The sequence below is a fragment of the Dyella monticola genome, from assembly GCF_003363155.1.
GTDB classification, from domain to species: Bacteria; Pseudomonadota; Gammaproteobacteria; order Xanthomonadales; family Rhodanobacteraceae; genus Dyella_B; species Dyella_B monticola.
The window spans coordinates 66,841-93,387 of the sequence record NZ_QRBE01000013.1; the positions used below are offsets into that span (position 1 = coordinate 66,841).

Annotated in this window: 21 protein-coding genes; 9 read left to right on the top strand and 12 right to left on the bottom strand. The window is 61.8% G+C overall.

What is annotated here, in order from left to right; genetic code table 11:
• Positions 1 to 106: 106 nt before the first annotated feature.
• From DWU98_RS17895 to DWU98_RS17920, 6 genes are all read right to left on the bottom strand, one after another.
• Entirely contained in the window at positions 107 to 1,009 is a 903-nt protein-coding gene (locus DWU98_RS17895) for a polyprenyl synthetase family protein (RefSeq protein ID WP_115496940.1), read from the bottom strand.
• Between the two features lie 86 nt (positions 1,010 to 1,095).
• Positions 1,096 to 2,751 carry a copper resistance D family protein gene (locus DWU98_RS17900; RefSeq protein ID WP_115496941.1) on the bottom strand — a complete coding sequence of 552 codons (1,656 nt, stop codon included), beginning with the start codon at positions 2,749 to 2,751 and terminating at the stop codon, positions 1,096 to 1,098.
• Positions 2,752 to 2,880: 129 nt separating this feature from the next.
• Entirely contained in the window at positions 2,881 to 3,246 is a 366-nt protein-coding gene (locus DWU98_RS17905) for a copper resistance CopC family protein (RefSeq protein ID WP_158545108.1), read from the bottom strand.
• A 50-nt stretch (positions 3,247 to 3,296) separates the two neighbouring features.
• Positions 3,297 to 4,034: a phosphorylase family protein gene (locus DWU98_RS17910; protein WP_230474915.1), complete on the bottom strand. Its 738-nt coding sequence runs from the start codon at positions 4,032 to 4,034 to the stop codon at positions 3,297 to 3,299.
• Entirely contained in the window at positions 4,031 to 6,007 is a 1,977-nt protein-coding gene (gene shc, locus DWU98_RS17915) for a squalene--hopene cyclase (protein WP_115496943.1), read from the bottom strand. The genes DWU98_RS17910 and shc overlap by 4 nt, the downstream gene beginning before the upstream one ends.
• Complete coding sequence (locus DWU98_RS17920; protein ID WP_196239532.1) at positions 6,004 to 7,167, bottom strand: phytoene/squalene synthase family protein; 1,164 nt, start codon at positions 7,165 to 7,167, stop codon at positions 6,004 to 6,006. Before DWU98_RS17920 ends, shc begins: the two co-directional genes overlap by 4 nt.
• Positions 7,168 to 7,563: 396 nt before the next feature.
• On the opposite strand from DWU98_RS17920, the gene hpnA reads away from it, so the two are divergent.
• Positions 7,564 to 8,541 (top strand): hopanoid-associated sugar epimerase, encoded by a 978-nt coding sequence (hpnA, locus tag DWU98_RS17925; RefSeq protein ID WP_115496945.1) that lies wholly within the window; start codon positions 7,564 to 7,566, stop codon positions 8,539 to 8,541.
• Between the two features lie 118 nt (positions 8,542 to 8,659).
• On the opposite strand, the gene DWU98_RS17930 is transcribed toward hpnA, so the two are convergent.
• The 5 genes from DWU98_RS17930 to hpnI all read right to left on the bottom strand — a co-directional run bounded on the left by DWU98_RS17930 (position 8,660) and on the right by hpnI (position 14,324).
• Entirely contained in the window at positions 8,660 to 9,661 is a 1,002-nt protein-coding gene (locus DWU98_RS17930) for a ferritin-like domain-containing protein (RefSeq protein WP_196239533.1), read from the bottom strand.
• A gap of 13 nt (positions 9,662 to 9,674) precedes the next feature.
• Positions 9,675 to 10,691, bottom strand: coding sequence for a flippase-like domain-containing protein (locus tag DWU98_RS17935; RefSeq protein WP_230474916.1), 1,017 nt, complete (start codon positions 10,689 to 10,691; stop codon positions 9,675 to 9,677).
• Positions 10,688 to 11,545, bottom strand: a complete 858-nt coding sequence (hpnK, locus tag DWU98_RS17940) for a hopanoid biosynthesis-associated protein HpnK (protein WP_115496946.1) — start codon at positions 11,543 to 11,545, stop codon at positions 10,688 to 10,690. Before hpnK ends, DWU98_RS17935 begins: the two co-directional genes overlap by 4 nt.
• A 122-nt stretch (positions 11,546 to 11,667) precedes the next feature.
• Positions 11,668 to 13,095, bottom strand: coding sequence for a hopanoid biosynthesis associated radical SAM protein HpnJ (gene hpnJ / locus DWU98_RS17945; RefSeq protein ID WP_115496947.1), 1,428 nt, complete (start codon positions 13,093 to 13,095; stop codon positions 11,668 to 11,670).
• Positions 13,096 to 13,172: 77 nt separating this feature from the next.
• The gene (gene hpnI / locus DWU98_RS17950; protein ID WP_115496948.1) at positions 13,173 to 14,324 is read right to left on the bottom strand and encodes a bacteriohopanetetrol glucosamine biosynthesis glycosyltransferase HpnI; all 1,152 of its coding nucleotides are present in this window, start codon (positions 14,322 to 14,324) and stop codon (positions 13,173 to 13,175) included.
• A gap of 82 nt (positions 14,325 to 14,406) precedes the next feature.
• On the opposite strand from hpnI, the gene DWU98_RS17955 reads away from it, so the two are divergent.
• From DWU98_RS17955 to dcp, 8 genes are all read left to right on the top strand, one after another.
• Complete coding sequence (locus DWU98_RS17955) at positions 14,407 to 14,964, top strand: DUF2147 domain-containing protein (protein ID WP_158545109.1); 558 nt, start codon at positions 14,407 to 14,409, stop codon at positions 14,962 to 14,964.
• 57 nt (positions 14,965 to 15,021) lie between these two features.
• The gene (gene mvaD, locus DWU98_RS17960; RefSeq protein ID WP_196239534.1) at positions 15,022 to 16,050 is read left to right on the top strand and encodes a diphosphomevalonate decarboxylase; all 1,029 of its coding nucleotides are present in this window, start codon (positions 15,022 to 15,024) and stop codon (positions 16,048 to 16,050) included.
• Entirely contained in the window at positions 16,050 to 17,147 is a 1,098-nt protein-coding gene (locus DWU98_RS17965; protein WP_115496949.1) for a mevalonate kinase family protein, read from the top strand. The genes mvaD and DWU98_RS17965 overlap by 1 nt, the downstream gene beginning before the upstream one ends.
• A 91-nt stretch (positions 17,148 to 17,238) precedes the next feature.
• Entirely contained in the window at positions 17,239 to 19,521 is a 2,283-nt protein-coding gene (locus DWU98_RS17970) for a hydroxymethylglutaryl-CoA reductase, degradative (RefSeq protein ID WP_115496950.1), read from the top strand.
• Complete coding sequence (gene idi, locus DWU98_RS17975; RefSeq protein ID WP_230474917.1) at positions 19,514 to 20,116, top strand: isopentenyl-diphosphate Delta-isomerase; 603 nt, start codon at positions 19,514 to 19,516, stop codon at positions 20,114 to 20,116. Before DWU98_RS17970 ends, idi begins: the two co-directional genes overlap by 8 nt.
• 123 nt (positions 20,117 to 20,239) lie before the next feature.
• Positions 20,240 to 21,379, top strand: a complete 1,140-nt coding sequence (hpnH, locus tag DWU98_RS17980; RefSeq protein WP_115496951.1) for an adenosyl-hopene transferase HpnH — start codon at positions 20,240 to 20,242, stop codon at positions 21,377 to 21,379.
• A 26-nt stretch (positions 21,380 to 21,405) separates the two neighbouring features.
• Positions 21,406 to 22,503, top strand: a complete 1,098-nt coding sequence (locus tag DWU98_RS17985) for a glycosyltransferase (protein WP_425480244.1) — start codon at positions 21,406 to 21,408, stop codon at positions 22,501 to 22,503.
• Positions 22,504 to 22,623: 120 nt separating this feature from the next.
• Positions 22,624 to 24,837: a peptidyl-dipeptidase Dcp gene (gene dcp / locus DWU98_RS17990; protein ID WP_115496953.1), complete on the top strand. Its 2,214-nt coding sequence runs from the start codon at positions 22,624 to 22,626 to the stop codon at positions 24,835 to 24,837.
• Between the two features lie 78 nt (positions 24,838 to 24,915).
• Here the strand turns inward: dcp and DWU98_RS17995 are convergent, their stop codons facing one another.
• Positions 24,916 to 26,478 (bottom strand): RICIN domain-containing protein, encoded by a 1,563-nt coding sequence (locus DWU98_RS17995; RefSeq protein WP_115496954.1) that lies wholly within the window; start codon positions 26,476 to 26,478, stop codon positions 24,916 to 24,918.
• Between the last annotated feature and the right edge of the window lie 69 nt (positions 26,479 to 26,547).

The window sequence follows — 26,547 nt, forward strand, 5'->3', positions numbered from 1 at the left end:
GTAGCCCTGGCCATGCATTCAGCCAGAACGGCACCTCCCTGTACCTAAGAGCCGCCAGCAAAACGAGTGCGCAGCCGTCAGGCCGGCGCGGTCAGTACTCTCACCTTCAATGATCGCGCTGTTGAATGTAATCGGCCAGCCACAGCAGCGGTTCGGCACGGCCGGAGACGCTGCGGGCCGCGGCGCGCGCCTCGTCGAACAGGGCGTCGGCGCGCTGCCGGGCCGGATCCAGCCCCAGCAGGGAGGGGAAAGTGGACTTGTTTTGCGCCACATCCTTGCCGGCGGTCTTGCCGAGCGTGGCGGTGTCAGTGGTCACGTCGAGTACGTCGTCTTGGATCTGGAAGGCCAGGCCGATGCATTTGCCGTACGTTTCCAGCGCGTGCTGCACGGCAGCTGATGCGTTCGCCGCGATGCCAGCGAGCTGGCAGGTGACCAGGATCAGCGCGCCAGTTTTGCGCGCATGCAGCGATTCCAGTTGTGCCAGCGTCAGGGTGAGGTTTTCCGAAGCCATGTCTACGGCTTGGCCGCCAACCATGCCTAGTGAACCGGAGGCATGCGCGAGCGCGCGGATCATGCGTACTTTTTGCTCCGCATCGAGCGCGTCGGTGGTGACGAGCGCTTCGAAGGCGCTCGTCTGCAGCGCATCGCCGACGAGGATGCCGATGGCTTCGTCATAGGCCTTGTGCACGGTGGGGCGGCCACGGCGCAGATCATCGTCGTCCATCGCGGGCAGATCATCGTGCACCAGCGAATAGGCATGGATCAGTTCCACCGCGCAAGCGGCCGCGTCGAGTTTTTCTGCCTTCACGCCCAGCGCTTCACCGGCGGCATACACCATCAACGCGCGCAAATGCTTGCCACCTTCGCAGGCATAGCGCATGGCCTGATGCAGCCGCTCGGGGTCGATGGAGGCAGGCGGCAGGAGAGTGTCCGTGGTGCGCTCCAGGCGTGTCAGATAGGCCGGTACGCGGTCGGCGAACGCAGAAACCTCGGGGGACGTCAGGCTCATTGGAAATCCGGGCAGAAGGGGAAGCCCGCCCAGCCACGGGGCAGGCAGGTCGCAATTTTAACATTGGCCGCCGGGGCTTCGGCGGCTCAGGCTTCGCGATACCAGAGCAGGATCACGCCCACTAGCATGAAACAGATCGGCCATACCCAACCCGCGATACGCCCGCCCCGGCCCGGCAGGCGCAATTCCAGCCAACGCGCCCAGCCGGCGGCCACGCCCGCCAACGCGAGCGGGGTATGGGTCAGTTCGATTAGGAGCTGGTCCTTTACATTCGAAATTTGATGGCTGTGTGTCAGCAACATCGCGCCGCCGACCGACACCAGCAACGGGAACACCAGCGCCGCTTTCGGACTGCGCAGGCGTTCGGTGCGCACCGCCCATTCGAACAGGCCGAACAGGACGATCAGCGCCACGAAGAAGCGATGCTGTGCCACTTCCACATCGCGCCACGCCGCCCAGAAACCTTCCTGCCCGAGTGGCCACACTTCCGGATCGGAACGCACCAGCAGAAATCCCGCCATCAGCAGGAACAGCAAAGGCCAGTGCTTGAGCCATCGAATGCCTGCTCGATTGAGCAAGGCGAGCAGGCCGATCACCAGCACGAAAATGCCGGCCCAGTGATGATTGTATTCGGACCAGGCGATGTCCTCGGCATTGCGCGGCGGCAACACCCCGGAGCCGGGCACTACCGCCAGCGCGGCGTCCTGATGCCGCTGTGCGGCTTCGTGATCCAATTGCGCCTGCGCTTGCGAGATGGCCAGTTCGTCGTGATCGGGCGACGTCAGTCGCGGCCACGCTGGCGCATTGCGCACGGCGATTTCATGCAAGGTGACGCGATCGGCGGTGAGATCCACCGCCGGCGGCACCGAGGTCAACGATGCAGCCGCGAAGAAAATCGTGAAGCCGACGCCGATTTCCACTTCGGCAAAGCGGCGCAAGCGGATCACCGATGCATCCTGGTTCTTGCGCAGCCGCTCGGTGACCATCAGGTTGCCGAGTCCCAGTGCAAGCAATGCAAGGAACATCGCGATCTTCGCGCCTACCATCACGCCATAGGCGGTGCCGTAAAAACCTTGCAGGCTACCGATATAGAACACGCTCATGACCGCGCCGGAAACGACGATGCTCGCCACACCCACCATCGACATGCGTGAGAAGCGTGCGCCGACCATGCGCCAGCCATTGACATCCTGCAATTTGCTCAGCGCCACGACGAAACAAGGAATGGCGCCGATCCAGATGGCCGCGCCGAACTGATGCAGGCCTTCGACGAACAACAGCAGCATGTTGTGATCAAGACGCGCATACGCATGCGTGGTGAAGGTCGCGGCGGTCAGCTCTATCACACCAAGCAGCAGCGGTAACAGCGCACCGGGCAAGCCGATGGACATGCGCCGGCTCAAGCAGGGAATCAGGCATAGCGCGCAAAACGTCTTTACCGTGCCGGCGATCGCGAATGGCGCCTGCATCACGTCGAAGAAACTCAAGTCCACAGTGGATGACACCACCGCCACCTGCAATCCGACGCCCGCCACTTCGGCCACGATGAGACCGATGGCGCTCCAGATGGTCAGCCGCGCGATGCGTCGTTCAAGGTCGCCGCTTTGCGGCAGCATGTGCATGAACGGGCGAACCAGGAACACCAGGAACAAGATGCCACCCAGCGTCATCGACTGCGCGACGATGGTGATGCCGTGCAGGATGATGCTGAGGTAACCGAAGATATCGACGAGAAGTTCCACTGGAAATACTCAGGAGGACTTTGATGGAATACACCCGCTTATTTTGCCGCTACGCCCACACAAACGCCTCCCTTTCGCGGGGCTGACGGCTGTAAAGCGGAATGCTTTGAGCGTTTAGCGTGCGAGTAGTTACTTACCCACTACCGTAAACGGCAGATCACCACGCGTGATGTGACCATCGAGCGCCAGCGCCTGCCAGCGCAGCGTGTACGTGCCTGGCGTCAGGTCAGCGGTGGTATCCAGCTCGTTGCTTTTGCTGTCGGTCGCGATAGCCAGCACTTTCTCACGCTTGTCTGGACCGATAAGCGTGATGCGTGAACGGTGCTGATCGATCTTGCTGTTGTACTTGAACATCATCTGCACGTGTCCGGCGCTGAGCGTGCCGTTCGGCTTGGGTGTGCTGTCGATGAGGATGGCATGGGCCGAGGCGGCGACACTGGCCAATGCGCAGGCGACGCCAACCACGGTGCTTGCGAAACGGTGACGCAGGGACATGACAGAGTTCTCCATAAACATAGCCGGGGGCGACGGCGATTCGAAACGGATCAGCGATGCCAGCCCAATGTCGGCCCTGTTGCTTGGGCGGCGGCGCGTAGCGCCTGCGTGGCTCGTTGCATGCGTGAGTATAGTCGCGGTAATTCGCCCAGAAGCAGTGGGTGGCCACACATGGCGGCCATCAGGCGCAGCAGGCGTGCGCGTCCCCATGCATCCACGCTGCCGTTCAGCGCTGGCGGGATCGCATCCTGCGCTTCGTCGACGATTGCCCGCAACACGATGAACGGCAGATCACGCTCCCGCGCAACGGCGGCGACGGCGGCGCTTTCCATGTCCACCGCCAGCGTCCCATAACGCTGATGGGCGGTGACTTTGGCTGCGGCGGTGAGCAGTGGCGCGGCAGCAGTCAGCAGCGTGCCATCCATGCGAAGGGGAAATGCTGTCCTGGACAGTTGTTGCTGCAAGCTGGCTCGCCACCTGTCATCCGTGGGATATGAACGTCCCTCTTCGTCGAGCACGCACTCCGGACAAAACAGCACGCCATTACGTAGCTGCTCGCTAAGTGCCCCGGCGACGCCGAACACGCTCAGTGCGACTGCCCCAGACTCGGCCAGTTGCTGCGCCGCTTGCCGCGCCGCAACCGGACCCATACCGCTGAGGTACAGCGCGGCGCCTTCGGCCATGGGGATGACGCGTCCAGACTTCACGTTGCGCGTCACCAGCGTATGCGCTTCCGCCGCCAGCGCCACGACGATGCCGGTCGTATGGATGGGGGTGCCGACGTTCAAGCCTTGGCCAAGGGCAGCAATTGGCGATACCGCGACAACGCCCATAGCGGGAAGTACGCGGTGTAGCCGTGATACTTCAGGTAATACACACGCGGGAAGCCGGGCGCATTATGCGAAGGATGGAACCACAACCCTTCGGCCTGCTGCTTGGCGAGCAGGAACGCGACACCGCGACGCACCGACTCCGAACGTACTTCGCCCACCGCCATCTGCGCCAGCAGCGCCCATGCGGTGGATTGCGGCGTACTGATACCCTGGTTGCGCCCGCGCAGTTCCGGATCGATGTAGCTGTCGCAGGTTTCGCCCCAGCCACCATCGGCGTGCTGGCGCGCGCGCAGCCAGTCAACGGATTTGCGGATATACGGCTGCTGCGGGTCTTCGCCAGCCAGCGCCAGGCCAGCCAGGACGCTCCAGGTGCCGTAGATGTAGTTGCTGCCCCAGCGGCCCCACCAGCTACCGTCTTCCAGCTGCGTGCTGCGCAGGTAGTCGACGCAACGGCGCAAGGCTTCGCGATCCTGCGGGCGGCCCAGCACACCGAGCGCGGCAACCACGCGGCCGGAAACATCCTCGGTGGGTGGATCGAGCAGGGCGCCATGGTCGGCGAAGGGAATGGCGTTGAGGTAGTAGTACGTGTTGTCCGCATCGAACGCGGCGAAGCCGCCATTTTTCGATTGCAGACCGATCATCCAGTCCATGGCGCGATCAGTGTTGAGGCGATGGCGCCCGGATTCGCCACGACGGCGATCCTGAATGTGCAGCAGAGCGGCAACGACGGCCGTGTCGTCGATGTCCGGATAGTAGGCATTGTTGTACTGGAACGCCCAGCCGCCCGGCTTCAGATCCGGCGCGCGCACGGCCCAGTCGCCCTGCAGTTCCAGCTCTTGCTTGGATGTCAGCCAGTCGATGGATTTATCGATGGCGCTTTGCGTGTGCGCATCGTCGCTGGTGTGCATCAGCGTCAGCGCGCTCCACACGGTGTCCCAGATCGGCGACACGCAGGGCTGGCAATAGGCCGAACCGTCCGCGCGATGTACGACCAGTTTCTGGATCGAGCGCAGGCAGGTCTGGCGCGCCGGGTGATCCTTTGGATAACCGAGCAAGGTCATCGCCTCGAGGCTGTTGACCATCGGCGGAAAAATCGCACCGATGCCATCCTCGCCGTTGAGGCGCGGCACGAACCAATCCACCGCTCGCTTGACCGCGCGTTGGCGCACCGCTTTTGGTATGAAGCGATCGGCCACGCGGCCGATTTTGTCCAGCACCAGGAACGTCCGATTAAGCAGGCCGCCACGGCGGAAATAATGGCGCTCCTGCTCCGGCGGCGTGACGAACAGTTCGCGGATATGCACCTTGCGCGGATTGGCAGCCTTGGCCTTCAGCGAGCAAAGGATGGTGAGCGGCACCAGCGTGGTGCGGGCCCAGTAGGAAATCTTGTCGATGTGGAACGGAAACCAGCGCGGCAGCAGCATGATTTCAACCGGTACATACGGCGTGGCGCGCCACGGCACCTGTTCGAACAGCGCCAGCAGGATGCGCGTGAAGACATTCGCCTTGGCCGCGCCGCCATGTGCAAGCACCGCCTTGCGGGCAATACGCATGTGCTCGGCCTCGGGATCCTCACCAGCAGCCTTCAGTGCGTAATAACCTTTGATGGTGCACGACAGATCGATGTCGCCACCGTGATATTGGGGCCAGCCGCCGTGCCCGTCCTTCACCTGCGTGGCGCGCAGGTAGCGCGCCAGTTTCGCCTGCAGTACATCGTCGATTTCATCCATGTAATGCATCATCAGGATGTATTCGGCGGTGATGGTGCAGTCGGACTCCAGTTCAAAACACCAGTGTCCATCCCGATGCTGCTGCGCCAGCAAGGCAACGCGGCCACGCTCGATCGCTTCGTCCAGCGAACCTGGTTGAGTGGACTGGAAAAGCTCGGCAGTAGCGGCGGTTGCGGTGGTAGGCGTGAAGGGGTTCATCGGTGTCGTACTTCCTGTACATCGGCCGGCTCACGCCAATCGGCGTCGGCGATGTGCGGGATGGAACGCTTGGGCCATGTGCGTGCGGGCGTGGAAGGCTCGCTCCATTCGGCGGTCAGCGGGGTGAGCGGCAGGCCGCGCGCGGTGCTCGCGAACAACCAGCGCAATCCGGTGTTGGACTTGCCCAGGAGGCGCGTCATGAGAATGGTGCGCGCCACCGCCTTGCGCGAGATCTTGATCTGCGTGCCGGCGGAGAAATCGAGATTATTTTGCAGGTTGCGCAGCGTGAGCACCGCCATGCCGATCGCCCATAGGCAGAAACGCCGGATACCGGCATGCTTAGTAGGGATCAGCAACGTGTAATCCAACGCCTGGCGCAGATGCGCATGCGCGATGCCGACCAGTTCGGACATCGTGGCGGCGTAGGCTTCGTTCTGCTTGCCGGTTTGCAGCGTTGCCAGCTTCACGCCGTGATGCGCGAACATGTCCTGCGGCAGCCAGCAGGCGCCGCGCGTGCGGTCTTCCCACTGATCCTTGAGGATGTTGACCATCTGCAGGCCCTGGCCGAACGACACCGCCATGCGCAGCATCGCGTTGCGATGCGGCGCCAGCAGCGGTTCGAAATCGACAAACAGCTCCGTCAACATCTCACCGACCACGCCCGCCACGCAGTAGCAGTAGCGATCCAGGTCGTGCAGCGTGGGCAGCCCATGCAGGCCGGCCTTGCGCTGAAATTCGTGCATGCCGTGCGACATGATGCGCAGGCACTTTACGATCGATGCCTGCTGCGATGGATTGAGGCTGCGCGTGACCTCCAGCACCAGCGGCAGCTGCCGCATCAGGTCGCGCTCGGCGTCCAGCGTGCTGTTGGAAAGTTTGGGCGCGATGTCCTGGGCCACTTCTTCCGGATCGGCATCGCCCATCACGGCATCGACGAACGCGTTTTCGAACGCGCGCTTTTCCTCGACCGACAGCGCCGGCTCGTCTTCGATGGTGTCCGCGATGCGGCAAAGCAGATATGCGTTCGCGACGGCGCGCCGCAGTTCCGGCGGGAGCTGCGGGATGGTTAGCGCAAAAGTCCTGGACACCTTCGGCAGGATGGCATCCTGGTAGGCGTCGGCCTTCCCGCGTCCGGCGGTGGCATTGTGTAATTCAATCATTGGCATGCCTCGACCGCCGGAATTATGACACACCCATGCGGGTACGAATCCGGAACGGCGGTCTGGTGCGAGGTTTCCCTGGGGGCTGGTTTGGACGGCATGCGCACTGTACGGCTGGCGTGGGGCTGGCGGGTGGGGGCGGGCATCGCAATATGCTGAAGCACGCGGGGTGCTTGAACAAGCCTGCGTGGTGCATGGGCCGCAATATCGCGATTGAAATGCAGACGAAAGGATGATGGTGAAGGGGGGGGCGGGGCACATGTCTGGTACGCGGTCATCGGCGCATCGCCGGGCGGTTTTCGTCCATAATCGGCCGATGACTTTTCCTCGTTTCTTGCATGCGCGAGTCGTCGCGCCCGTTGTCGTCAGGCCTCTCCTCATCAGGATGATTGCATCGTGAGGGCACTGGTTACCGGCGCCACCGGCTTCGTCGGTTCGGCTGTCGCGCGTCGATTGCTGCGGGATGGGCATGCGGTTCGCGTGCTGGCACGTGCCGGGTCGGATCGCCGCAATCTGCAGGGCCTGGATGTGGAGGTAGTGGAAGGTGACCTCACCCGGCCGGCCAGCCTGCTGCCCGCCTGTGACGGGTGCGAGGTGCTGTTTCACGTCGCGGCCGATTATCGACTGTGGGCGCCCGATCCGGCCGTGCTGTACCAGGCCAATGTCGAAGGCACGCGCGCGATTCTCGAAGCGGCCAAGCGCGCAGGTGTGCAACGCGTCGTCTACACCAGCAGCGTGGCGACGCTGGGCATTCCCAAAGATGGCGCGCCTGGCAGCGAGATCACGCCGGTCACCGTGGACGACATGATCGGCCACTACAAGCGCTCCAAGTTCCTCGCCGAGGAAGTGGCTCGGCAGTATGCGAGCGAAGACGTGCCGGTGGTGATCGTCAACCCGTCCACGCCGATTGGCCCCCACGACATCAAGCCCACGCCGACCGGCCGCATCGTGCGTGATGCGATGGCCGGGCGGTTGCCCGCCTACGTGGATACGGGTCTCAACATTGTGCATGTGGAGGATGTCGCGGCGGGCCATGTGCTGGCGTACGAACGTGGCGTGGTGGGTGAAAAGTACATCCTGGGCGGCTACAACATGAGCCTGCGCGATGTGCTGACCGAGATCGCCCAGATCGCCGGACGCTCACCACCCAAAGTACGCCTGCCGCACGCGGCGGTGATGCCGGTGGCCTACGTCGCCGAAGCGTGGGCGCGGCTTACCGGTATGAATCCCATCGCCACGGTGGAAGAAGTGCGCATGTCGAAAAAGCGCATGTTTTTTACCAGCGCAAAGGCTGAGCGAGAGCTGGGCTATACGGCGCGTCCGGCGCGGTTGGCGCTGGAAGATGCGGTGAGGTGGTTTCAGCAAAAGCGCTGACGTTTGAATTCTTGGTTGCCTTATAGCAGTCATGCCCGCGAAAGCGGGCATCCATTTGCTCTAATGCAAAAAGTAGAAATGGATGCCCGCTTTCGCGGGCATGACGGGGCATGCGGGATTACTTGCGTTTGCGCCGCTCGAAAAACCGTAGCACAGGCAGCGCGCATTTCACCATGAACGGCATCGTGGTCGGACGCAACAAACGCTCATCGTAGCCGGCGAAGCGCCGATCGTTTTCGCTCACGCACGTGGCCATCAGCTCCGCAACGCTTAGTTCCTTCTCGGTCACCGATTGCGCACCGTTGACGGTGAAGTTGTTGTCCTGCGCGTGCTCGTTGCCGTCGGCATCGAGGCTTTTGGCCAGATCCATGCGCTCCATGCCCAGAAAGCACCACACGCGGAACACCTTCCATTCGAAGGCGATGCGCTGGAACAGATTGAGATTGCGCCGATGCCACGCCACCCAGTTGGCGAACAACAGGATGTGGCGGCACTCCTCCTGCATTACCGGTTCGAACGTCTCGATCAGTTCGGGCGGAAACAGGCCCGAATCGTAAGCCACCTTGAACAAGCCGAAGGCGAAGAAGCTATCGATGCACTCGCTGTAGCCGGTGACCAGATAGGCCCATTCGGGATCTTTCGGATATTCGTACAGCGGTTCCGGTACCAGCGGAATGCTGTAGTGCTGGACCATCTTGGAAAGCACTTCCTTATGCCGATTTTCTTCCCACGCGTTCTGCGCGAGGGCGTTTCGCATGAGCGGATCGGCGATCGTGCGCGCATAGGCTGCCATGCGCAGGCGCGCCTTGCCCTCGGTCTGCACGGCGATGTCCCAGATCGGCAGCGAGGTGATGCGATGGAGCGCCGCCTCATCCAGCGTCGGCCATTGCAGTACCGATGGGCGATAGGGATTGAACGTCTCCTCGAACATCCGGCACATCATCTGCTTATGCACGTCCGAGCCGTATTTGATACGTCCGGCTTGCGTGCTCGACCAATGCCGCGTACGCGCTTCGGAGGCGGCGATCGTGGCCGCGTCCGGTTCGCCAGTCGGCAACACCGGTTCCCGATAACCGGGGACCAGTGCTTCGGGGTCAAAAGCCTCGTGTTCGAACGTCATCAATCGGATTCTCTTAAGGATGCTCTGAATTGGCGCGCGCGGACGAGCCCGCATACAGCCTGCGCGCTTCGGCCCATTGCCAGGAAATCAAGGCGGGCACACCGAAACCCACCTCGCGCATGCGCTTGACCAGCGACAGCGCGACGCTGGCCTCCGGTGGCAGCCCGATCATGTTGCCGAACAACACCAGGCCGCCTTCTTGGACACCGAGGCCGGCCGGGACGATGAAAATGATATGGCGCAAGGCTTGCGTCACGGCTTCGATGGCGATCGCATCCCATACGCTGATGGGATAACCCAGCAGATGCAGCGCGAGCCACGTTTCGAAGCTACCCACTACATAGCCGACGAACTGCCAGCCCGTCGCAACCATCAGGCGCAGCGGGCGCGAATACTGTTCGCGAATCTCCTGATCCAGGTTCGCGCCGTCGATCAGTTCGGTGAGCGTGGAACGCCCGCCGAGCAGCTTTTCGGCAAAGCCTTCCAATCGCGAAAAAACCTTGCCATGGCGCAGGATGATGATCAGGAAGATCGGCAGCGGCACGCTCGCGGCGAGTGCCGAAATCACCGTGCTGAACGCGCTGATGCTGCTGGTGAGCTCGATCAGCAGAATGATGCCCAGCGCCGTGAACAGGTATTGATTCACCAGTGTGAGCAACACCTCCATGATGATGCTCGCCGCCACGGCGGCACCGCCGATGCCACGCCATTTCACCAGGCGAATGCCGATGATCTCGCCGCCGATGTTGGCCACCGGCAGCAGACGATTGCTCGCTTCGCGAATTGCGGCCACCCAGAACAGGAATGGCACGGTGGCCTGCCTGTCCGGATCGCGTGGCGCGATCAGTGCGCGCCAACCGAGCACGTCCAGGAGCAGCGGCAATACGTGGAATGGCAGCAACCACAACAGCGGCCAGCCGGCGTGATCGATCGCGGCAGCGATTTCACCCCAGCCCTGATGCGCTACCAGTGCAATGGCGGCACCCAGGCCAAGCAGGCCGGCGACATAGCTGAGCACTTTCATGTTCATGCCTGAGCCACCGCGTCGGAGAAGCCGTCGCAGAGCTGATAGCGCTCGGCGATCAAGGCGCGTACGCGCGGCGACAGCAACGCGGCCAGTTCCTCGGCATGCCGGTATTGAGCCATGCTTTCAGTGATGTGCCCGTGCGAGGCAGGATGCAGATAGACCTCGGAAAGACCATCCGGCAGCGCCTGCAAAATATCCAGCATCACCGTCTCATCCATGCCGCCGCTGTGGCGAAGCCCGAACACGTGATCGTTATAGGCGACGCCCGCGCGATCCAGGCGCCAGCGCATCAATCCCAGCCACGGACGCAACCACGGGCCCATGCCAGGTTCCGATGGCAGGCGGATCGCGCGCATGCCGTACTCCCGGCCGATGGTCAGCATGAGCGTGAGGATGGTGGGATGCAGATGGAAATGCTTGTGCGCGTTGACGTGATCAAGCTTGAGCCGGGTAGCCGCAAAGGCTTCAAACTGCGCGCGAATTTCATCAGCGAGCTGACGGCGCACGTGCGGCAGAAAGAAGAAGCGAAAACCGTTGTTCACCATGTTCGAATCGAACATGCCGTTAGCATCGACGAGGTCGGGAATGCGCGTACGCGGCAGCATCGCCCGTCCATCGGCCAACACCAGGTGCAAGCCCACGGCAAGGCCAGGATGCTGTTTCGCGCGCGCCACCGCATCGGCCACGGCTGGCGCGGCCACCATCAAGCTCGCAGCACGCAGCACGCCATCGCGATAACCGCGTTCGACGGCATCGTTGACAGCCTCATGCAAGCCGAAGTCGTCGGCGGTGACGATCAGCCGTGGACGATGCGACGCTGCAGCGTGTTCGGGGTTTGGTTTTATCGAGGCATTCATAGGTGTCGGTGCAATGCTCAATCTTGCCTGGCCGTCATTCCCGCTTTCGCGGGAGCGACGACGAGGAAAAATCGGGCATTGCGAATGTCATGGAGACACCCATGCCCAAAACGGGAAGGGGATCAGGCCTCGTGCGCGCGCAGGAAGCGGAAGAACTCCACGCCCTCGCGCAGACGGCGCTTCATCATCTCCCAGCTCGTCAGCATTTCCTTGACGATTTCCCAGATCTTCGACGGGCGGAAGTAGAAGGCCCGGTAGAACCTTTCCACGCCGTGGAAAATTTCCTGTTTGGAAAGATGCGGATACTCGATGAGTGCCAGCTGCACACCCTTGTCGTTGACGAGGTTGACCGCTTCGTTCTCTTTCAGCCAGCCGTTCTCAACCGCTTGCTTATACAGCGAGGTGCCCGGATAGGGCGCTGCCAAGGAGACCTGGACAGTATGCGGGTTGATTTCTTTCGCGTACTGGATTGTCCTTTCGATGGTTTCCTTCGTTTCACCCGGCAGGCCGAGGATGAAGGTGCCATGGATCTGGATACCCAGCTTGCGGCAGTCCTCGGTGAAGCGGCGCGCGATGTCGGTGCGCAGGCCCTTCTTGATGTTGTGCAGAATCTGGTCGTCGCCTGATTCATAACCGACCAGCAGCAAGCGCAGGCCGTTTTCCTTCATGATCTTCAGCGACTCGTGCGGCACGTTCGCCTTCGCGTTGCACGACCACGTCCAGCCCATTGCGCCAAGGCCGCGTGCGATGTCATGCACGCGCTCCATGTTGGAGCTGTCGGTGAAGGTGTCGTCGTCGAACATCAGCTCCCGCACTTCGGGCATGTTCTCTTTGATCCACTTCGCCTCGGCCAGTACGTTCGCCGCCGAACGCGTGCGATAGCGATGACCGCCGACCGTCTGCGGCCACAGGCAGAACGTGCACTTGGAGCGGCAGCCGCGACCGGTGTAGATGGAAACGTACGGGTGCTTCAGGTAACCGATGAAGTAATTGTTGATCGTCAGGTCGCGCTTATAAATCGGCGCGACGAACGGCAAGTCGTCCATGTTCTCGATCATCGCGCGCGGCGGATTGTGCTGCACGGTGCCATCGGCCAGCTTGTAGCTGATGCCGGTGATGCTTTCGAACGGGCGGCCTTCGGCCACTTCCTTGCAGGTGTAGTCGAATTCTTCGCGCGCGACGAAATCGATGGCCGTCGATGCGGTGAGCGAGCCGGTCGGATCGACCGCTACTTTCGCGCCCACCAGGCCAACCATCACCTCGGGTTTGCGCTGCTTGAGCAGCTCGGCGAACTTGGCATCGGTCGGGAACGACGGCGTGCTGGTGTGGATGATCACCAGGTCGTATTCCGCGGCGATCTTCAAGCTTTCTTCGACGGAGATCTCGTCGGCCGGTGCGTCGAGTACGCGCGAGTCGGGCACCATTGCGGCCGGCTGCGCCAGCCAGGTCGGATACCAGAAGCTCTTGATCTCGCGCTTGGCCTGATAGCGCGAACCCGCGCCGCCATCAAAGCCATCGAAGGAAGGAGCTTGCAGAAAAAGCGTTTTCATTACGAATGACTCCTGCGGGGCGTTCAATGTGCCCGGGGTAGCAGATCGTTCAAAGAGTACGAGCCGCCAAGTTAGGTCTACGGCGCTGAACCGTCGCCTCGTGCATGCAGTACCTGTCCGCGCCATTTTACCTGCCAACCGGCCAGGGCAGTTGCCCATTCCATCAGCAATAAGACGTCGCGGAGGGGAATCAACAGGACTTCATGCCAGGCGAAGGCTTGATCGCTGATGCGCCGCTGCAAAAAGTGTAGCAAAACCCGCGCGGCGCCACCGAGCAGGGCCAGGCCCGCGCTGACCGGCCCGGGGGCCAGAAGCAGGCCCAGTAATAGCAAAGGCGAGGTAAAACACACAAAAGTAAGGGCAAAACCGGCCTGGGCGATCGAGCGTATGGTGCGTAGCCAGCGCAGTTCGTGCGACCACAAATCTTTCAGATGGCTTTCGCCGACATCCGTGCCGACCACGACATCCGACAGCACCGTGCGCAAGCCGGCGCGACGCGTCAGCTCGCCGAGCCAGAAATCGTCGGCCAGTGTGTCGCGCAAGGCTGCGAACCCGCCGATCGTTTCGAGCGCATCGCGACGCAGGGCAATGGTCGAGCCGAAGGCGAAGCGAGTGGAGCCGAAGGCATGTGAAAGCTTCACGGAAGGTGCGAACCAGTCGTCGATGAATAGACGTCCAAGCCGCGACCAGATCGAAGGCCCGGCCATGCCATAGTACAGGCAGGTGACGATACCCACCGAGGGATCGGCCAGCGGCGCCGTCACGCGCGTGAGATAATCCGGCCCCACATGGATGTCGGCATCGGCCAGTACCAGCAGATCGTGCCGCGCATGCGGCAGCATGTTCATGAGGTTGCTGACTTTGAAGTTCGCGCCGTGCACGCGCGGATCGACGGCCAGTGCGATCGCGCGCTGCGGGAAGGCTTCACGCAATCGTTCGACCACGGCAATGGCCGGGTCGTCCGGGTCGCGCACACCAAATACCAACTGGTAGTCAGGGTGCGTCTGCATGCAGAAGCTGCGCAGGTTCTCATAAAGCCTGGGCTCGGCACCATGCAGCGGCTTGAGTATGCTCGCCGGGCACGGCCGATCGGCTGCGCCGGTGATTTGGGATGTTCGGGGCGCTTTCATCACGGCCCACACGGCTGCGCAGGCATAGCCTGTCGCGCCAAATGCAAGCGCGATGCCCAGTACGTGGATAAGCGTGTCGATCAGCCAGCTTGAGAACATAGATGTTTATGCTACCGACAAATCGCCGACACGAAGTGCGCGGATGTATGGCCTTGAGTGCGCTCGTGCAAGAGGGCATGCCATGACGCATATCAGACGCTGGCGCGGCACAGGGTGGTGCGCGTTGCTGTTCGTGTTGTGCTGGGCCGGCTATGCCATAGCGGATGATGCCGACGGTTATGTGCCCACACCCTCGTCGATCGCGGGCGACTGGCTGGTGGAAAGCCACGATGCCGTGATCCACATCGAGCAGGCGGGCGACCAGTACCAGGGCCGCATTCTGTGGCAGCTGCACGATACCTATGGGCCCGAAGACGGCCCCGAGCTCGCCGGCAAGCGGGTCACCGATCGCAAAAACCCCGATCCGGCCCTTCGTTCCAGGCCGTTGACCGGCCTCAGGCTCCTATGGGGGCTGACGTTCGACCCGGGCGACAAGAAGTGGCGGGACGGCCACGTCTACAATTCGGACGATGGCCGCACCTATAATTGCTGGGTTCGGATGCTTGGCCCGGACCGGCTGAAGCTGCATGGCTACCTTGGCATCAGCCTGTTCGGCGGCAGTACCGTGTGGACCCGGGTCACCATGAAAACGACCGCGGCGCCCGGGCAACGGCCGTTCGTGGAGGCGCCCGGGAAGTAACCGGTCCGGCTGTCCCGGCGATATCCGTACAAGACCCTCTCCCCCTTACGAGACATCATGAATCGCGAATCACGCACCGATGCATCCGGTGAACTGCGCGCGGCTTCCCAGGCTCAGCCCAACATCGCCCTGGTCAAATACTGGGGCAAGCGCGACGCGGCGCTGAACCTGCCGGTCGTAGGCTCCATTTCGATCACGCTGGAGAGCCTGTGGACGCGCACTGATGTGCGTTTCGTGCCGGGGCATAAAGAGGACCGCGTCAGCCTCAATGGCCGCAGCGATGAAGCCGAAGGCAAACGCATCAAGGCGTGTTTGAATCTGCTGCGTGAGCGCGCGGGTGTGGACTACGGCGCCGAGGTGGCGAGCCGCAACAACTTCCCCACCGCGGCAGGGCTCGCCTCTTCTGCATCCGGTTTTGCGGCGCTGGTGCATGCCGGCGCGCGTGCGCTGGGGCTCGATCTGAGCCTGGCCGAACAATCGGTACTTGCACGCCGTTGCTCGGGTTCGGCGGCGCGCTCCCTCTTCGGCGGTTATGTCGAATGGGCGCACGGCACGTTGGCCGACGGCACCGATTCGGTGGCGCGGCCGTTGCTGGATGCCGAAGCATGGCCGCTGCGCGTGGCGGTAGCGATCACCTCTACCGCGGCCAAGCAGGTCGGCTCTACCGAAGGCATGCGGCGTACGGCGGAGACCTCGCCCTATCAATCGGCGTGGATCGATACCCAGGAAACGGATCTGGGCGTGGCCCGCGACGCCATTCGCGAGCGCGACTTCGACGCGCTGGCGCGCATCGCCGAATACAGTTGCCTGAAGATGCACGCGCTGGCGCTCGCCGCGCAGCCGGGCCTGCTTTATTGGAACGGCGCAACGGTCGAGTGCATGCATCGCGTGCGTGCGTTGCGCCAGCAAGGCGTGCCGGTGTTCTTCACGGTCGATGCGGGTCCGCAGGTGAAAGCCGTTTGCGCCCCCTCGGCCATCGAGCAAGTGAAGGCTGCCCTGCGGGATGTTGCCGGTGTGCTGGATGTGCTCGATACCGCCCTCGGTGAAGGCGCGCGTGCCATTGTGCCGGAAGCCGTGGAGGCGTGATGGAGCTCACCGCCAGCGCACCTGCCAAGCTGGTCCTGCTGGGCGACTACGCCGTGCTGGAAGGTGCGCGCGCCCTGGTGCTGGCGGTGGATCGGCGCGCCCAGGTGCGCTTGGTGTCGCGCGCCGACCGTGCGTGCCATGTCCATGCGCCGGACCTTGGTATCGACGAAGCCCGCGCGATCATCGGCAGCGATGGCCGCTTGCAGTGGCAATGCGATGACGCCATTCGAACCAAGCTCACACTAGTGGATCATGTGTGGCACGGTCTGCTTGGCGAAGGCCTTGCGCCGGTTGCCGGGGAAGGCATGGACGTGCATCTGGATACCTCCGGTTTCTTTCATGCGGATGGACCGACACGCGCCAAGCTCGGGCTCGGTTCCAGCGCGGCATTGACCGTGGCACTTGCCTGCGCATGGGCCACGTACGCGGGGCACGCCGAGGCAACCGCCGATCGCACGCAGTGGATGCGGCGACTGCTGCGCATGCATGGCGCGTGGCAAGGCGGTCGCGGCAGCGGCGTGGATATCGCCGCCAGCGTAGCGGGCGGCTTGATCTGCTACCAACTCGTCGGCGCTGCGCGCGAACCCACCTATGAACAGGTGTCGATGCACGGCTTGCATTGCCTGTTCGTATGGTCGGGGCAGTCCGTGTCCACGGGTGATTCGCTTGAGCGCCTTGCGCGCTGGCGTGAAAGCCATGCGGCCGATTATGCCGCGCACATGAACGAGCTCAGCGCTATTTCCACTGCCGCGATCGATGCGCTACGGCAACAGCGCATGCAATCTTTCATTGGCCTTACGAACGAATACGCGTTGGGTTTGCAGCGTTTTGGCGCCGCGTGCGGTCTGGAAATCTACTCTCCCGCACAAAAACAGCTTGCCAATATGGCATCCGGTACCGATGTCAGCTATAAGCCTTGCGGCGCTGGCGGCGACTTTGGCGTCGTGTTCGCTCCGAGCGCGGAAAGGTTGGCGACATTTGAACGCGCCATTGTTTCGGCCGGTATGCAGGTCGTTCCCCTAGGACTTGATACCCACGGGTTGAGTTGCCATATGCGCCCGGACGCCAAATCTGCCCCTTCAAGGATTTTGACGTGATCGCAACTGTTAGGACGTCATGGCTCACGCGCCACATGCCGGTCGTGGCGTCAGGTATGCGACAAATGACCCATCACGGAGTGCTTAAGTCATGAGCGCCGATTCTTCGAGTGCCGAACGGTCCCGCTTTCCAGCTTTCTACAAACTTTCGGTATCGGACCGTGTGCGTATTATTCATGAGCGCGGCTGGTTGTCGGCCGAGGATTATCAGGCGCTCGTGTCTGGCGATCACACGCTGAAGATCCACAAAGCCGACAAGATGATCGAAAACGTCGTCGGCGTGATGGGCTTGCCGGTCGGTTTGGGTTTGAACTTCCTGGTCAACGGTCGCGACTACATCGTGCCGCTGGTGGTGGAAGAACCGTCGATCGTCGCGGCGCTGTCGTCCGCTGCCAAACTCGTGCGCGGCACCGGCGGTTTCACGGTAGAAAGCACCGAGCCGGTATTGATCGGCCAGGTGCAGGTGGTGGACGTACCGCATCTGGCGCACGCGAAGGCCACGCTGCTGCAGCGTAAGGACGAGATCCTCAACCTCGCCAACAGCCTGCATCCGCAGATGGTGGCGCGCGGCGGCGGTGCGCAGGATCTGGAAGTGCACGTGCATCCGCGCCCCGAAGGCGGCGACATGCTGGTGCTGCACCTGCTCGTCGATACGCGCGACGCGATGGGCGCCAACCTCGTCAACACCATGTGCGAAGGCATCGCCTCGCTAGTGGAGACGATGACGGGCGGGCGCGTGTTTCTGCGCATTCTTTCCAACCTCACCGATCGCTCGATGGTGCGCGCACGCTGCGTGATTCCGGCCGACCAGCTCACCGGCAAGGGTTTCGAGGGTGAAGAAGTGCGAGATGGCATCCTGCTCGCGAACGAATTCGCCAGCATCGATCCGTATCGCGCAGCTACACACAACAAGGGCATCATGAACGGCGTCGACGCCGTCGCGCTCGCCACCGGCAACGACTGGCGCGCCATCGAAGCGGCAGCGCATGCGTATGCCGCGCGCGGTGGGCGCTACACCTCGCTCACGCGCTGGTACAAGGGCGAAAAGGGCGAGCTGATCGGCGAGCTGGATATACCGATGAAGGTCGGCACCGTCGGCGGTCCGCTGCAGTCGAACGCCACGGTGGCGCTCAACTTGCGCCTGCTCGGTGTGAAGACGGCGCGCGAACTGGCCGAAATCATGGGTGCGGTCGGCCTTGCACAGAATTTCTCTGCCTTGCGCGCGCTGGTGACCGAAGGCATCCAGCAAGGCCACATGACGTTGCACGCACGCAGCGTTGCCGTGGCGGCAGGCGCCACACCGGAAATCTTCGACACCGTGGTGGAGCGCCTCGTGGAAAGCGGCGAGATCAAGATCTGGAAGGCACAGGAGATCGTCGACCAGGTGCGCAAGGAGTCGCGCGGCGTGCCGGCGACCACCATCGAACAGCCGTCGGTGGACCATCGCGCCTGCGGTCACGGCAAGATCATTCTGCTGGGTGAGCACGCCGTGGTGTACGGCAGTCACGCGATTGCCGCGCCGGTGCCGTTGGCAGTGCGCGCGGTGGCGCAAGATACCAAATCTGGCGGCGTGGATATGTTCATTCCCCGCTGGGGCGTGGAATATCGCTTGCATCGTGATCCGGCGCATCGCGATTCGTTCCAGCGTTCGCTCGGCATCATCTTCGATGAGCTGCAGTTGACCGATCGCTCGATGCGCATCGAAGTGTTCCCGAACGTACCGCGCGCGATGGGCCTCGGTGGGTCCGCCGCGATGGCGGTGTCGGTGATTCGCGCGCTCGATCAACACTACAAGTTGGGTTTGAGCGACGAAGAGATCAACGCGCTGGCCTTCCGTTGCGAAGAAGTGGCGCACGGTTCGGCTTCGGGCATCGACAATACGGTCGCTACCTATGGCAAGCCGTTGTTGTACAAGCGCGCCGGCAAGAAGGGCGACGCGCCGATGGTGCGCGAGCTGCATCTGCCCAAGCGCATTCCGCTGGTGATCGGCATCAGTGGCAAGGAAAGCCTCACCGCCGTGACAGTCGGTAAGGTGCGCACGGCATGGCAGCGCAGTCCGGCGCTGTACGATGGCATCTTCCAGCAGATCGACGCGCTCACGCTGCAAGGCGTGGAAGCGATGCAGCAGTATGATCTGGAACGTCTCGGCGATCTGATGAACATCTGCCACGGCCTGCTCAACGCGCTGCGCGTGTCGAGCTGGGAAGTGGAAGAACTGGTGCAGATCGCGCGCGAACACGGTGCGCTCGGCGCAAAACTCACGGGCGGCGGCGGTGGTGGTTCGATCGTCGCGCTGTGCCCGCAAAATCGCGACAAGGTGGCCGCTTCGATACGCGACGCCGGTTACCAGGCGATGGAGGTCGACATTGGATAACGCAGAACACGAACGCCAGGACTGGCGCGATTCCAACGAAGTGGTGTCGTTCGACGACGAGCCGCTGATCCTGGTCGACCATGACGATCGCGATGTCGGTTTCATGGACAAGGCCTCCGCGCATGTCGGCAGCGGCACCTTGCATCGTGCCTTTTCGCTGTTCGTGTTCAACACGAAAGGCGAGTTGCTGTTGCAGCAGCGCGCACCGGGCAAGCGCCTTTGGCCGGGCTTCTGGTCCAACACCTGCTGCAGCCATCCGCGCCGCGGCGAGACGGTGGACACCGCCACCCATCGCCGCCTGAAGGAAGAGCTCGGCATGGCCTGTCCGCTGGACTACCTGTTCAAGTTCGAATACCAGGCGCAGTTCGACGCGGATGGTGCCGAGCACGAGTTATGCTGGGTGTATGCCGGTTGCAGCGACGATGCGCCCACGGTGAATGTGAACGAGATTTCAGGCCTGCGCTACATCGTGCCGGATGCACTGGATGCGGAAATCGCGGCCAAGCCTGAGTCGTTCACACCCTGGTTCAAGATCGAGTGGGAGCGGATTCGCCGCAACTATCCCCACGTATTCGAGCCACGCATCAAAGATTAACGATCGGGCAGGGCGGCCGTACGAGCATGGTTCGTGTGGCTTATACTGTACTGGCTAGGTAAGATTTCCCTGCTAGCGGCTGCACCAAGCACGCAGCGCTGCACAGACATTCCGGAGAATCCCTTGGGTATCCCTCTTATTCAACAAACCACGATCGCTCAATACATTCTCAAGAAGAAGCTGAGTGGTCAGAAGCGCTACCCGTTGGCGATGATGTTGGAGCCATTGTTCCAATGCAACCTGGCGTGCGCCGGTTGCGGCAAGATCGATCAGCCCAAGGAAATCCTGCAAAAGCGCATGAGCGTGGAGCAAGCCTTGGCTGCGGTGGACGAGTGCGATGCGCCCGTGGTGTCCATTCCCGGGGGTGAGCCGCTCATTCACAAGGATCTGCCGAAGATCGTTGAAGGTCTTATCGAGCGCAAGAAATTCGTGTACCTGTGCACGAACGCCATCCTGATGCCCAAGCATATCGATGAATACAAGCCTTCACCGTACTTCACCTGGTCCGTGCATCTTGATGGACTGGAGAAGCAGCACGACAAATCCGTCTGCATGGATGGCGTGTTCGAAAAGGCTGTCACGGCGATCAAGCTGGCGCTGTCCAAAGGTTTCCGCGTAACGGTGAACTGCACGCTGTTCAACAGCGAGCCGCCGGAAGAAGTCGCCGACTTCTTCGACTACGCGATGGAACTGGGCGTGGAAGGCATCACCGTGTCGCCGGGCTACAGCTACCAGCATGCACCGCGCCAGGATGTGTTCCTGGGCCGTACCGAGAGCAAGCAACTGTTCCGCGACATCTTCAAGGTCGGCAAGGAACGCAAGCGCAAGTGGGCGTTCAATCAGTCGGCGATGTTCATGGACTTCATCGCGGGCAACCAGGCGTACCAGTGCACGCCGTGGTCCAACCCCACGTATAACATCTTCGGCTGGCAGAAGCCGTGCTACTTGCTGGTCGACGAAGGCTACGCCAAGACCTACAAGGAACTGATGGAAGAGACCGAGTGGGAGAAGTACGGTGTCGGCATCAATCCGAAGTGCGACAACTGCATGGCGCATTGCGGCTTCGAAGGCACTGCCGTGAACGACATGTTCGCCCATCCGTTGAAGGCGCTGAAGGTGTCGATGTTCGGTCCGCGCACCGATGGCCCGATGGCGCCGGATTTGCCGGTGAAGTACGGCAACCGTGCCGATGCGACGGCCATCCACATTCCGATCAGCTCGATCCAGCGCCGCACGTCCACCACGACCGACGCGAACCATTGATCTGAAAACGGCCGACGATGGGGCTCTTGGAATGGATTGCCGCGTCGCTGCCGGCATTGATGTGGGTAGGGCTGCTGCTGACACCGTGGCGGCCCTGGAGTACCCGTGAACGGATCGAGGCCGACCCGCACGCCGCGTCGGTCGATCTCAGTCAGATCACGGTACTGATCCCCGCACGCAACGAGGCCGATGTCATCGGCCTCACGCTGTCTGGCCTGCAGGCTCAAGGCAGTGGCTTGCAGATCATTGTGGTGGACGATCAATCCACCGATGACACGGGGAACATCGCCGCCGCCTTCCCCAATGTGCGTGTGATTGGCGGGCAGCCTTTGCCGCAAGGCTGGGCAGGCAAGCTATGGGCGCTGGAGCAGGGCAACGCGCACGTGCACACACCGATGACCTTGCTGCTGGATGCTGACATCCAATTGCAGCCCGGCCTGTTGCCGGCGTTGCTCGCGCACAAGCAGCACGACAATCGCCAATTCGTTTCGCTGATGGCCGACCTCCGCCGTACCAGCTTTTGGGATCGCCTGCTGCTGCCGGCGTTCGTGTATTACTTCAAGCTGCTGTACCCCTTTTCGATTTCCAACTCATCCTCGCGTTTGGTCGCGGCGGCGGCAGGCGGCTGCATCCTGGTCGATACCCAGGCGCTGCAACAGGCCGGCGCCTTCGCCAGCCTGCGCAATGCGCTGATCGACGACTGCACCCTGGCCCGGCAGATAAAGAACGCCGGCTACCGCACCTGGCTGGGCTTGAGCCGCGGGGTGGTCAGCCTGCGCCCTTACGGCAATCTGCGCTCCATTCACGATATGGTGGCGCGCTCGGCCTTCACCCAACTGGGCTATTCCACGCTGCTTTTGCTGGTGGTGACGGTGCTGTTCGCCATCGCCTACGGGCTGCCCTTCGCCATGCTCGGCTCGCCGGCCTGGCGCCTGGGCTTGCTGGCGCTGGCGGCGATGATGCTGAGCTATGTGCCCATGCTGCGCTACTACCACATGCGGCTGGCCTGGGCTCTCCTGCTGCCGCTGGGTGCGGTGCTTTATCTGGGCATGACCTGGAGCTCGGCGATCCGCTACTGGCGCGGCGTGCGCTCCAAGTGGAAAGACCGTACCTATAGCACCTGAAGGGAATCCCGCCCGGTAGGTCATCCGGCAGGCTTGGAAGGGGGGGATGGCTCTGGCTAGAGTCGGGCGCTAGTCTTTCACCTTCCTGCCCGTCGGCAGCCACTTTCCCGGGGAGCTTCCATGCTTCGTCTTCGTGTTCTCGCGATCGGCTTGTCCGTCGCGCTCGCCGCCTGTTCGCAATCCCATAATGAAAACGCCAGCGCGCCGGCCGCTTCTGCCAGCGCGCCGGCCAAAGCAGCGACCACCGCTACCGCCGAGGCGCCGATGAGCAATCCGTTCTTCACCGCCAGCACGCTGCCCTATCAGGCGCCGCCGTTCGACAAGATCAAGGACGGCGACTATCAGCCGGCTATCGAAGAAGGCATGAAGCAGCAGTTGGACGAGGTCGACAAGATCGCCAACAATCCCGAGCCGGCGACCTTCGAGAACACCTATGTGGCGCTGGAAAAAACCGGCGTGTTGCTTAATCGCGTGATGGCCGTCTTCAACGCCGTTACCAGCGCCAACACCGACGACGCGCTGCAGAAAGTGCAGGAAGACGAAGCTCCCAAGCTTGCTGCGCACGAAGATGCCATCCATCTCAACAGCAAGCTTTTCGCACGCATCCAGGCTGTCTACGATCAGCGCGACTCGCTCAAGCTCGACCCGGAATCGCAGCGCCTGATCGATGTGGTGTATCGCCAGTTCGTCATGGCCGGTGCCAAGCTTTCGGACACCGACAAGGCCAAGCTCAAGGACTACAACAAGGAAGAGGCGAGCCTCGAAGCGCAGTTCAACAACAAGTTGCTTGCCGCCGCCAAAGACGGCGCGCTGGTTGTCGACGACAAGAGCAAGCTTGCCGGTCTTTCCGATGAAGACATCGCCGCCGCCGCCCAGGCCGCCAAGGATCGACACCTCGATGGCAAATGGGTACTCACGCTGCAGAACACGACGCAGCAACCCGAACTGCAGGATCTGACCGATCGCGACACGCGCAAGGCGTTATTCGAAGCATCGTGGATGCGCGCGGAAAAAGGCGATGCCAATGACACGCGCGACACCATCTCGCGCATCGCTCAGTTGCGCGCACAGGAAGCCAAGCTGCTCGGCTTTCCCAATTACGCCGCGTGGACGCTGCAAGATCAGATGGCCAAAACGCCGGAAACGGTGATGAGCTTCATGGGCAAGCTCGCGCCCGCCGCCGTCGCGCGCGCCAAGCTGGAAGCGGCCGACATCCAGAAGCAGATCGACAACGATCAGGCTGCGCTCAAGCAACCCACCTTCAAGCTCGAACCGTGGGATTGGGAGCATTACGCCGAAGAAGTGCGCAAGGCCAAATATGATCTGGATGAGTCACAGATCAAGCCGTACTTCGAACTGGACAACGTGCTGCAGAACGGCGTGTTCTACGCCGCCAACCAGCTTTACGGCCTTACCTTCAAGGAACGCAAAGACATCCCCGTCTACAACCCGGATGTACGCGTGTTCGAAGTGTTCGACAAAGACGGCAAGTCGATCGCGCTGGCCTATTTCGATTACTTCAAACGCGACAACAAGAACGGCGGCGCGTGGATGGATAACTTCGTGCAGCAGTCCAAGCTGCTGGGCACCAAGCCGGTGATCTACAACGTTGCGAACTTCACCAAGCCTGCACCGGGCCAGCCGGCGCTGCTGTCGACCGATGACGTGGTTACCATGTTCCACGAATTCGGCCACGGCCTGCATGGCATCTTCGCGGACGAGCAATACCCCACCTTATCGGGTACGCAGACTGCGCGCGACTTCGTGGAATTCCCCTCGCAGTTCAACGAGCATTGGGCGTTTGATCCGAAGGTCTTTGCCCACTACGCCAAGAACTACAAGACCGGCGAACCGATGCCGCAGGAGCTGGTGGACAAGCTCAAGAAAGCCCAGTTGTTCAACAAGGGCTACGACATGACCGAACTGGTTTCCGCGGCGATGCTCGACATGAACTGGCATACGTTGTCGGCGGATCAGTCCAAGCAGGACGTCGATGCGTTCGAAGCGGCTGCGCTGAAGAAAGATGGCACCGACCTTTCCTATGTACCGCCGCGCTATCGCTCAAGCTATTTTCTGCACATCTGGAGCAATGGCTATGCGGCCGGCTACTACGCGTACCTGTGGACGCAAATGCTCGCCGACGACGCCTTCGAGAACTTCAAGGACCACGGTGGACTGACGCGCGAAAACGGCGACCACTTCCGCGCCATGATCCTCTCGCGCGGCAACACCGAAGAGCTCGCCAAGCTGTACAAGGACTGGCGTGGCAGCGATCCGAGCCTCGAGCCCATGCTGATCGATCGCGGACTCAAGCAGCAGACACCCACCAAGTAAGCGTCACTTTCATGGCATAAGAGAAAGGCCGGCATTCTGCCGGCCTTTCTTGTTCTACGATGGAGTGCGACCTTGATGTCAGTCAAGCAACCACTGCTGTGGCGCCAACCCGTTATCGGTCCAGATCTGCAGTTGCGTGCCCTCCGTCGTCGAGCCGCCGGTGTCGTCCAAATTCAGCGATCCAGACGCCTGGTTCATCAACTTGTACGTGCCGTTACCCAGATCCATGAACAACCACGACTGATTCGCATTGCCTACGCAACCCCATAGGGTGACCAGATTGCCAGGCGTAGTGCTGCCGCCTGTGTTGTCCACGCACAGCCCTGAGTACTGGTTCTGGATGCTGTACCAACCACCGCCCTCGGCGTGCACCACCCAGTTTTGTACGGCCAGTCCGTTGCAATCCCACAGTTCGGCACTGGTGTCGTTGGTCGTGCCCCAGCCCGTGTCGTCCAGGCACAGCGAGGTATTTTGCATGTTGTGGAACGCGTGCACCGAACCATCCGTCGGCAGGTTGTTCCACGATTCGCTGCCGAAGTAGGTAATGCAGCCGCCATTGTTGTAATCGGAGGCGAGCTCGAGAATGTTCGAGCCATCCGTAGCGGGCAGCAGGGCGGACGAATAGTTCGGGCAATAATTGTTGTACGCCGTAGGTACCTGCACGGGCGCATTGATCGTGTACCAGTTGCCGCTGCCATCGACGTTGGTGTTCACGAACAATACTTCGCCGTTGGAATTGGACACTGCACCGCTCGACTCGTACATCACCTGTCCGACCAGCACGATCGCGCCGTTGCTGGAAATGACGGATGGGCTCCACACATTCACCGGCGCGTGTTCCAGATATTGCCCCGTGGCGGTGGCCACTTTTGTGCCAGTGTTGGTCGGGTCACCGAAATTCCAGCCATCCGTGGACGTGCGATAGAACACGGTGCACGCGGCAGGACCGCACAGTTCATAGCTCATGAAGAAATGGCCGTCCGGCAGCTTGCTCACCGTGGCCATGCCCGGGCGATCCGCCTGGACGGTACTGGCGACGGTGTTGGTTTTGTCCTGCCAGGTCAATCCATCGTAGGTGCGGATCTGTGCGAGTTTCTGGCTGCAACACGCATCCGTCTCGTCGGACCAGAACATCACCAGTCCACCATCATTGGCGACTTCAAACTCCGGTTCCCACAAACCGTGTGAGCTATCTCCGCCTTGCACGGGCGTACTGTGGTACGACCACGAGACACCTTGGTTGGTACTGGTATAGACCTCAATGGCCGGTGTGGTGGTGTTGTTGTAGGTCGCCGCGAATATCAGTGTTCCTGCTGCCAGTGCGCCAACTTGTTGAGGTAGCTCGTAGAGCGTCGCACAACAGTATTCGGTACTACCGCTGATCGTCGGTACAGGCCCGATCAAATTCCAACTCGCGCCATTGTTCGTGCTTTGAAAGATGATGCCGTTCGTGCTCGCCACCAGCATGCCGTTGACGGATGCTGGGCCATGCTCCAGGCGAACCACGCGCGGATAAAGCGTGCTTCCGCTAAGCAGCGTACCGGTGGCGGCGTGCGCTGGTCGCGTGCCGATGGCAAGCGAGACGACCAACAACAGCAAGCCAAGGGAACGCCAAGTCGACCAAAATCTCGGGTGTTTCATAAAGCATCTCCTCTGCCGCAAGTGGCGACATGTGATGTTGAAGACAAAGCCGAATAGTCGTTCTTGTTG

Excerpts from the sequence above, each read along its gene's own strand:
- DWU98_RS17895 (WP_115496940.1), bottom strand. The coding sequence starts at position 1,009 with ATGAGCCTGACGTCCCCCGAGGTTTCTGCGTTCGCCGACCGCGTACCG.
- shc (WP_115496943.1), bottom strand. The coding sequence starts at position 6,007 with ATGAACCCCTTCACGCCTACCACCGCAACCGCCGCTACTGCCGAGCTT.
- DWU98_RS17995 (WP_115496954.1), bottom strand. The coding sequence starts at position 26,478 with ATGAAACACCCGAGATTTTGGTCGACTTGGCGTTCCCTTGGCTTGCTG.
- DWU98_RS17970 (WP_115496950.1), top strand. The coding sequence starts at position 17,239 with ATGAGCGCCGATTCTTCGAGTGCCGAACGGTCCCGCTTTCCAGCTTTC.
- mvaD (WP_196239534.1), top strand. The coding sequence starts at position 15,022 with ATGAATCGCGAATCACGCACCGATGCATCCGGTGAACTGCGCGCGGCT.
- DWU98_RS17905 (WP_158545108.1), bottom strand. The coding sequence starts at position 3,246 with ATGTCCCTGCGTCACCGTTTCGCAAGCACCGTGGTTGGCGTCGCCTGC.
- hpnJ (WP_115496947.1), bottom strand. The coding sequence starts at position 13,095 with ATGAAAACGCTTTTTCTGCAAGCTCCTTCCTTCGATGGCTTTGATGGC.
- hpnI (WP_115496948.1), bottom strand. The coding sequence starts at position 14,324 with ATGTTCTCAAGCTGGCTGATCGACACGCTTATCCACGTACTGGGCATC.
- DWU98_RS17935 (WP_230474916.1), bottom strand. The coding sequence starts at position 10,691 with ATGAACATGAAAGTGCTCAGCTATGTCGCCGGCCTGCTTGGCCTGGGT.
- DWU98_RS17930 (WP_196239533.1), bottom strand. The coding sequence starts at position 9,661 with ATGACGTTCGAACACGAGGCTTTTGACCCCGAAGCACTGGTCCCCGGT.
- DWU98_RS17955 (WP_158545109.1), top strand. The coding sequence starts at position 14,407 with ATGACGCATATCAGACGCTGGCGCGGCACAGGGTGGTGCGCGTTGCTG.
- hpnK (WP_115496946.1), bottom strand. The coding sequence starts at position 11,545 with ATGAATGCCTCGATAAAACCAAACCCCGAACACGCTGCAGCGTCGCAT.
- DWU98_RS17920 (WP_196239532.1), bottom strand. The coding sequence starts at position 7,167 with ATGATTGAATTACACAATGCCACCGCCGGACGCGGGAAGGCCGACGCC.
- dcp (WP_115496953.1), top strand. The coding sequence starts at position 22,624 with ATGCTTCGTCTTCGTGTTCTCGCGATCGGCTTGTCCGTCGCGCTCGCC.
- DWU98_RS17965 (WP_115496949.1), top strand. The coding sequence starts at position 16,050 with ATGGAGCTCACCGCCAGCGCACCTGCCAAGCTGGTCCTGCTGGGCGAC.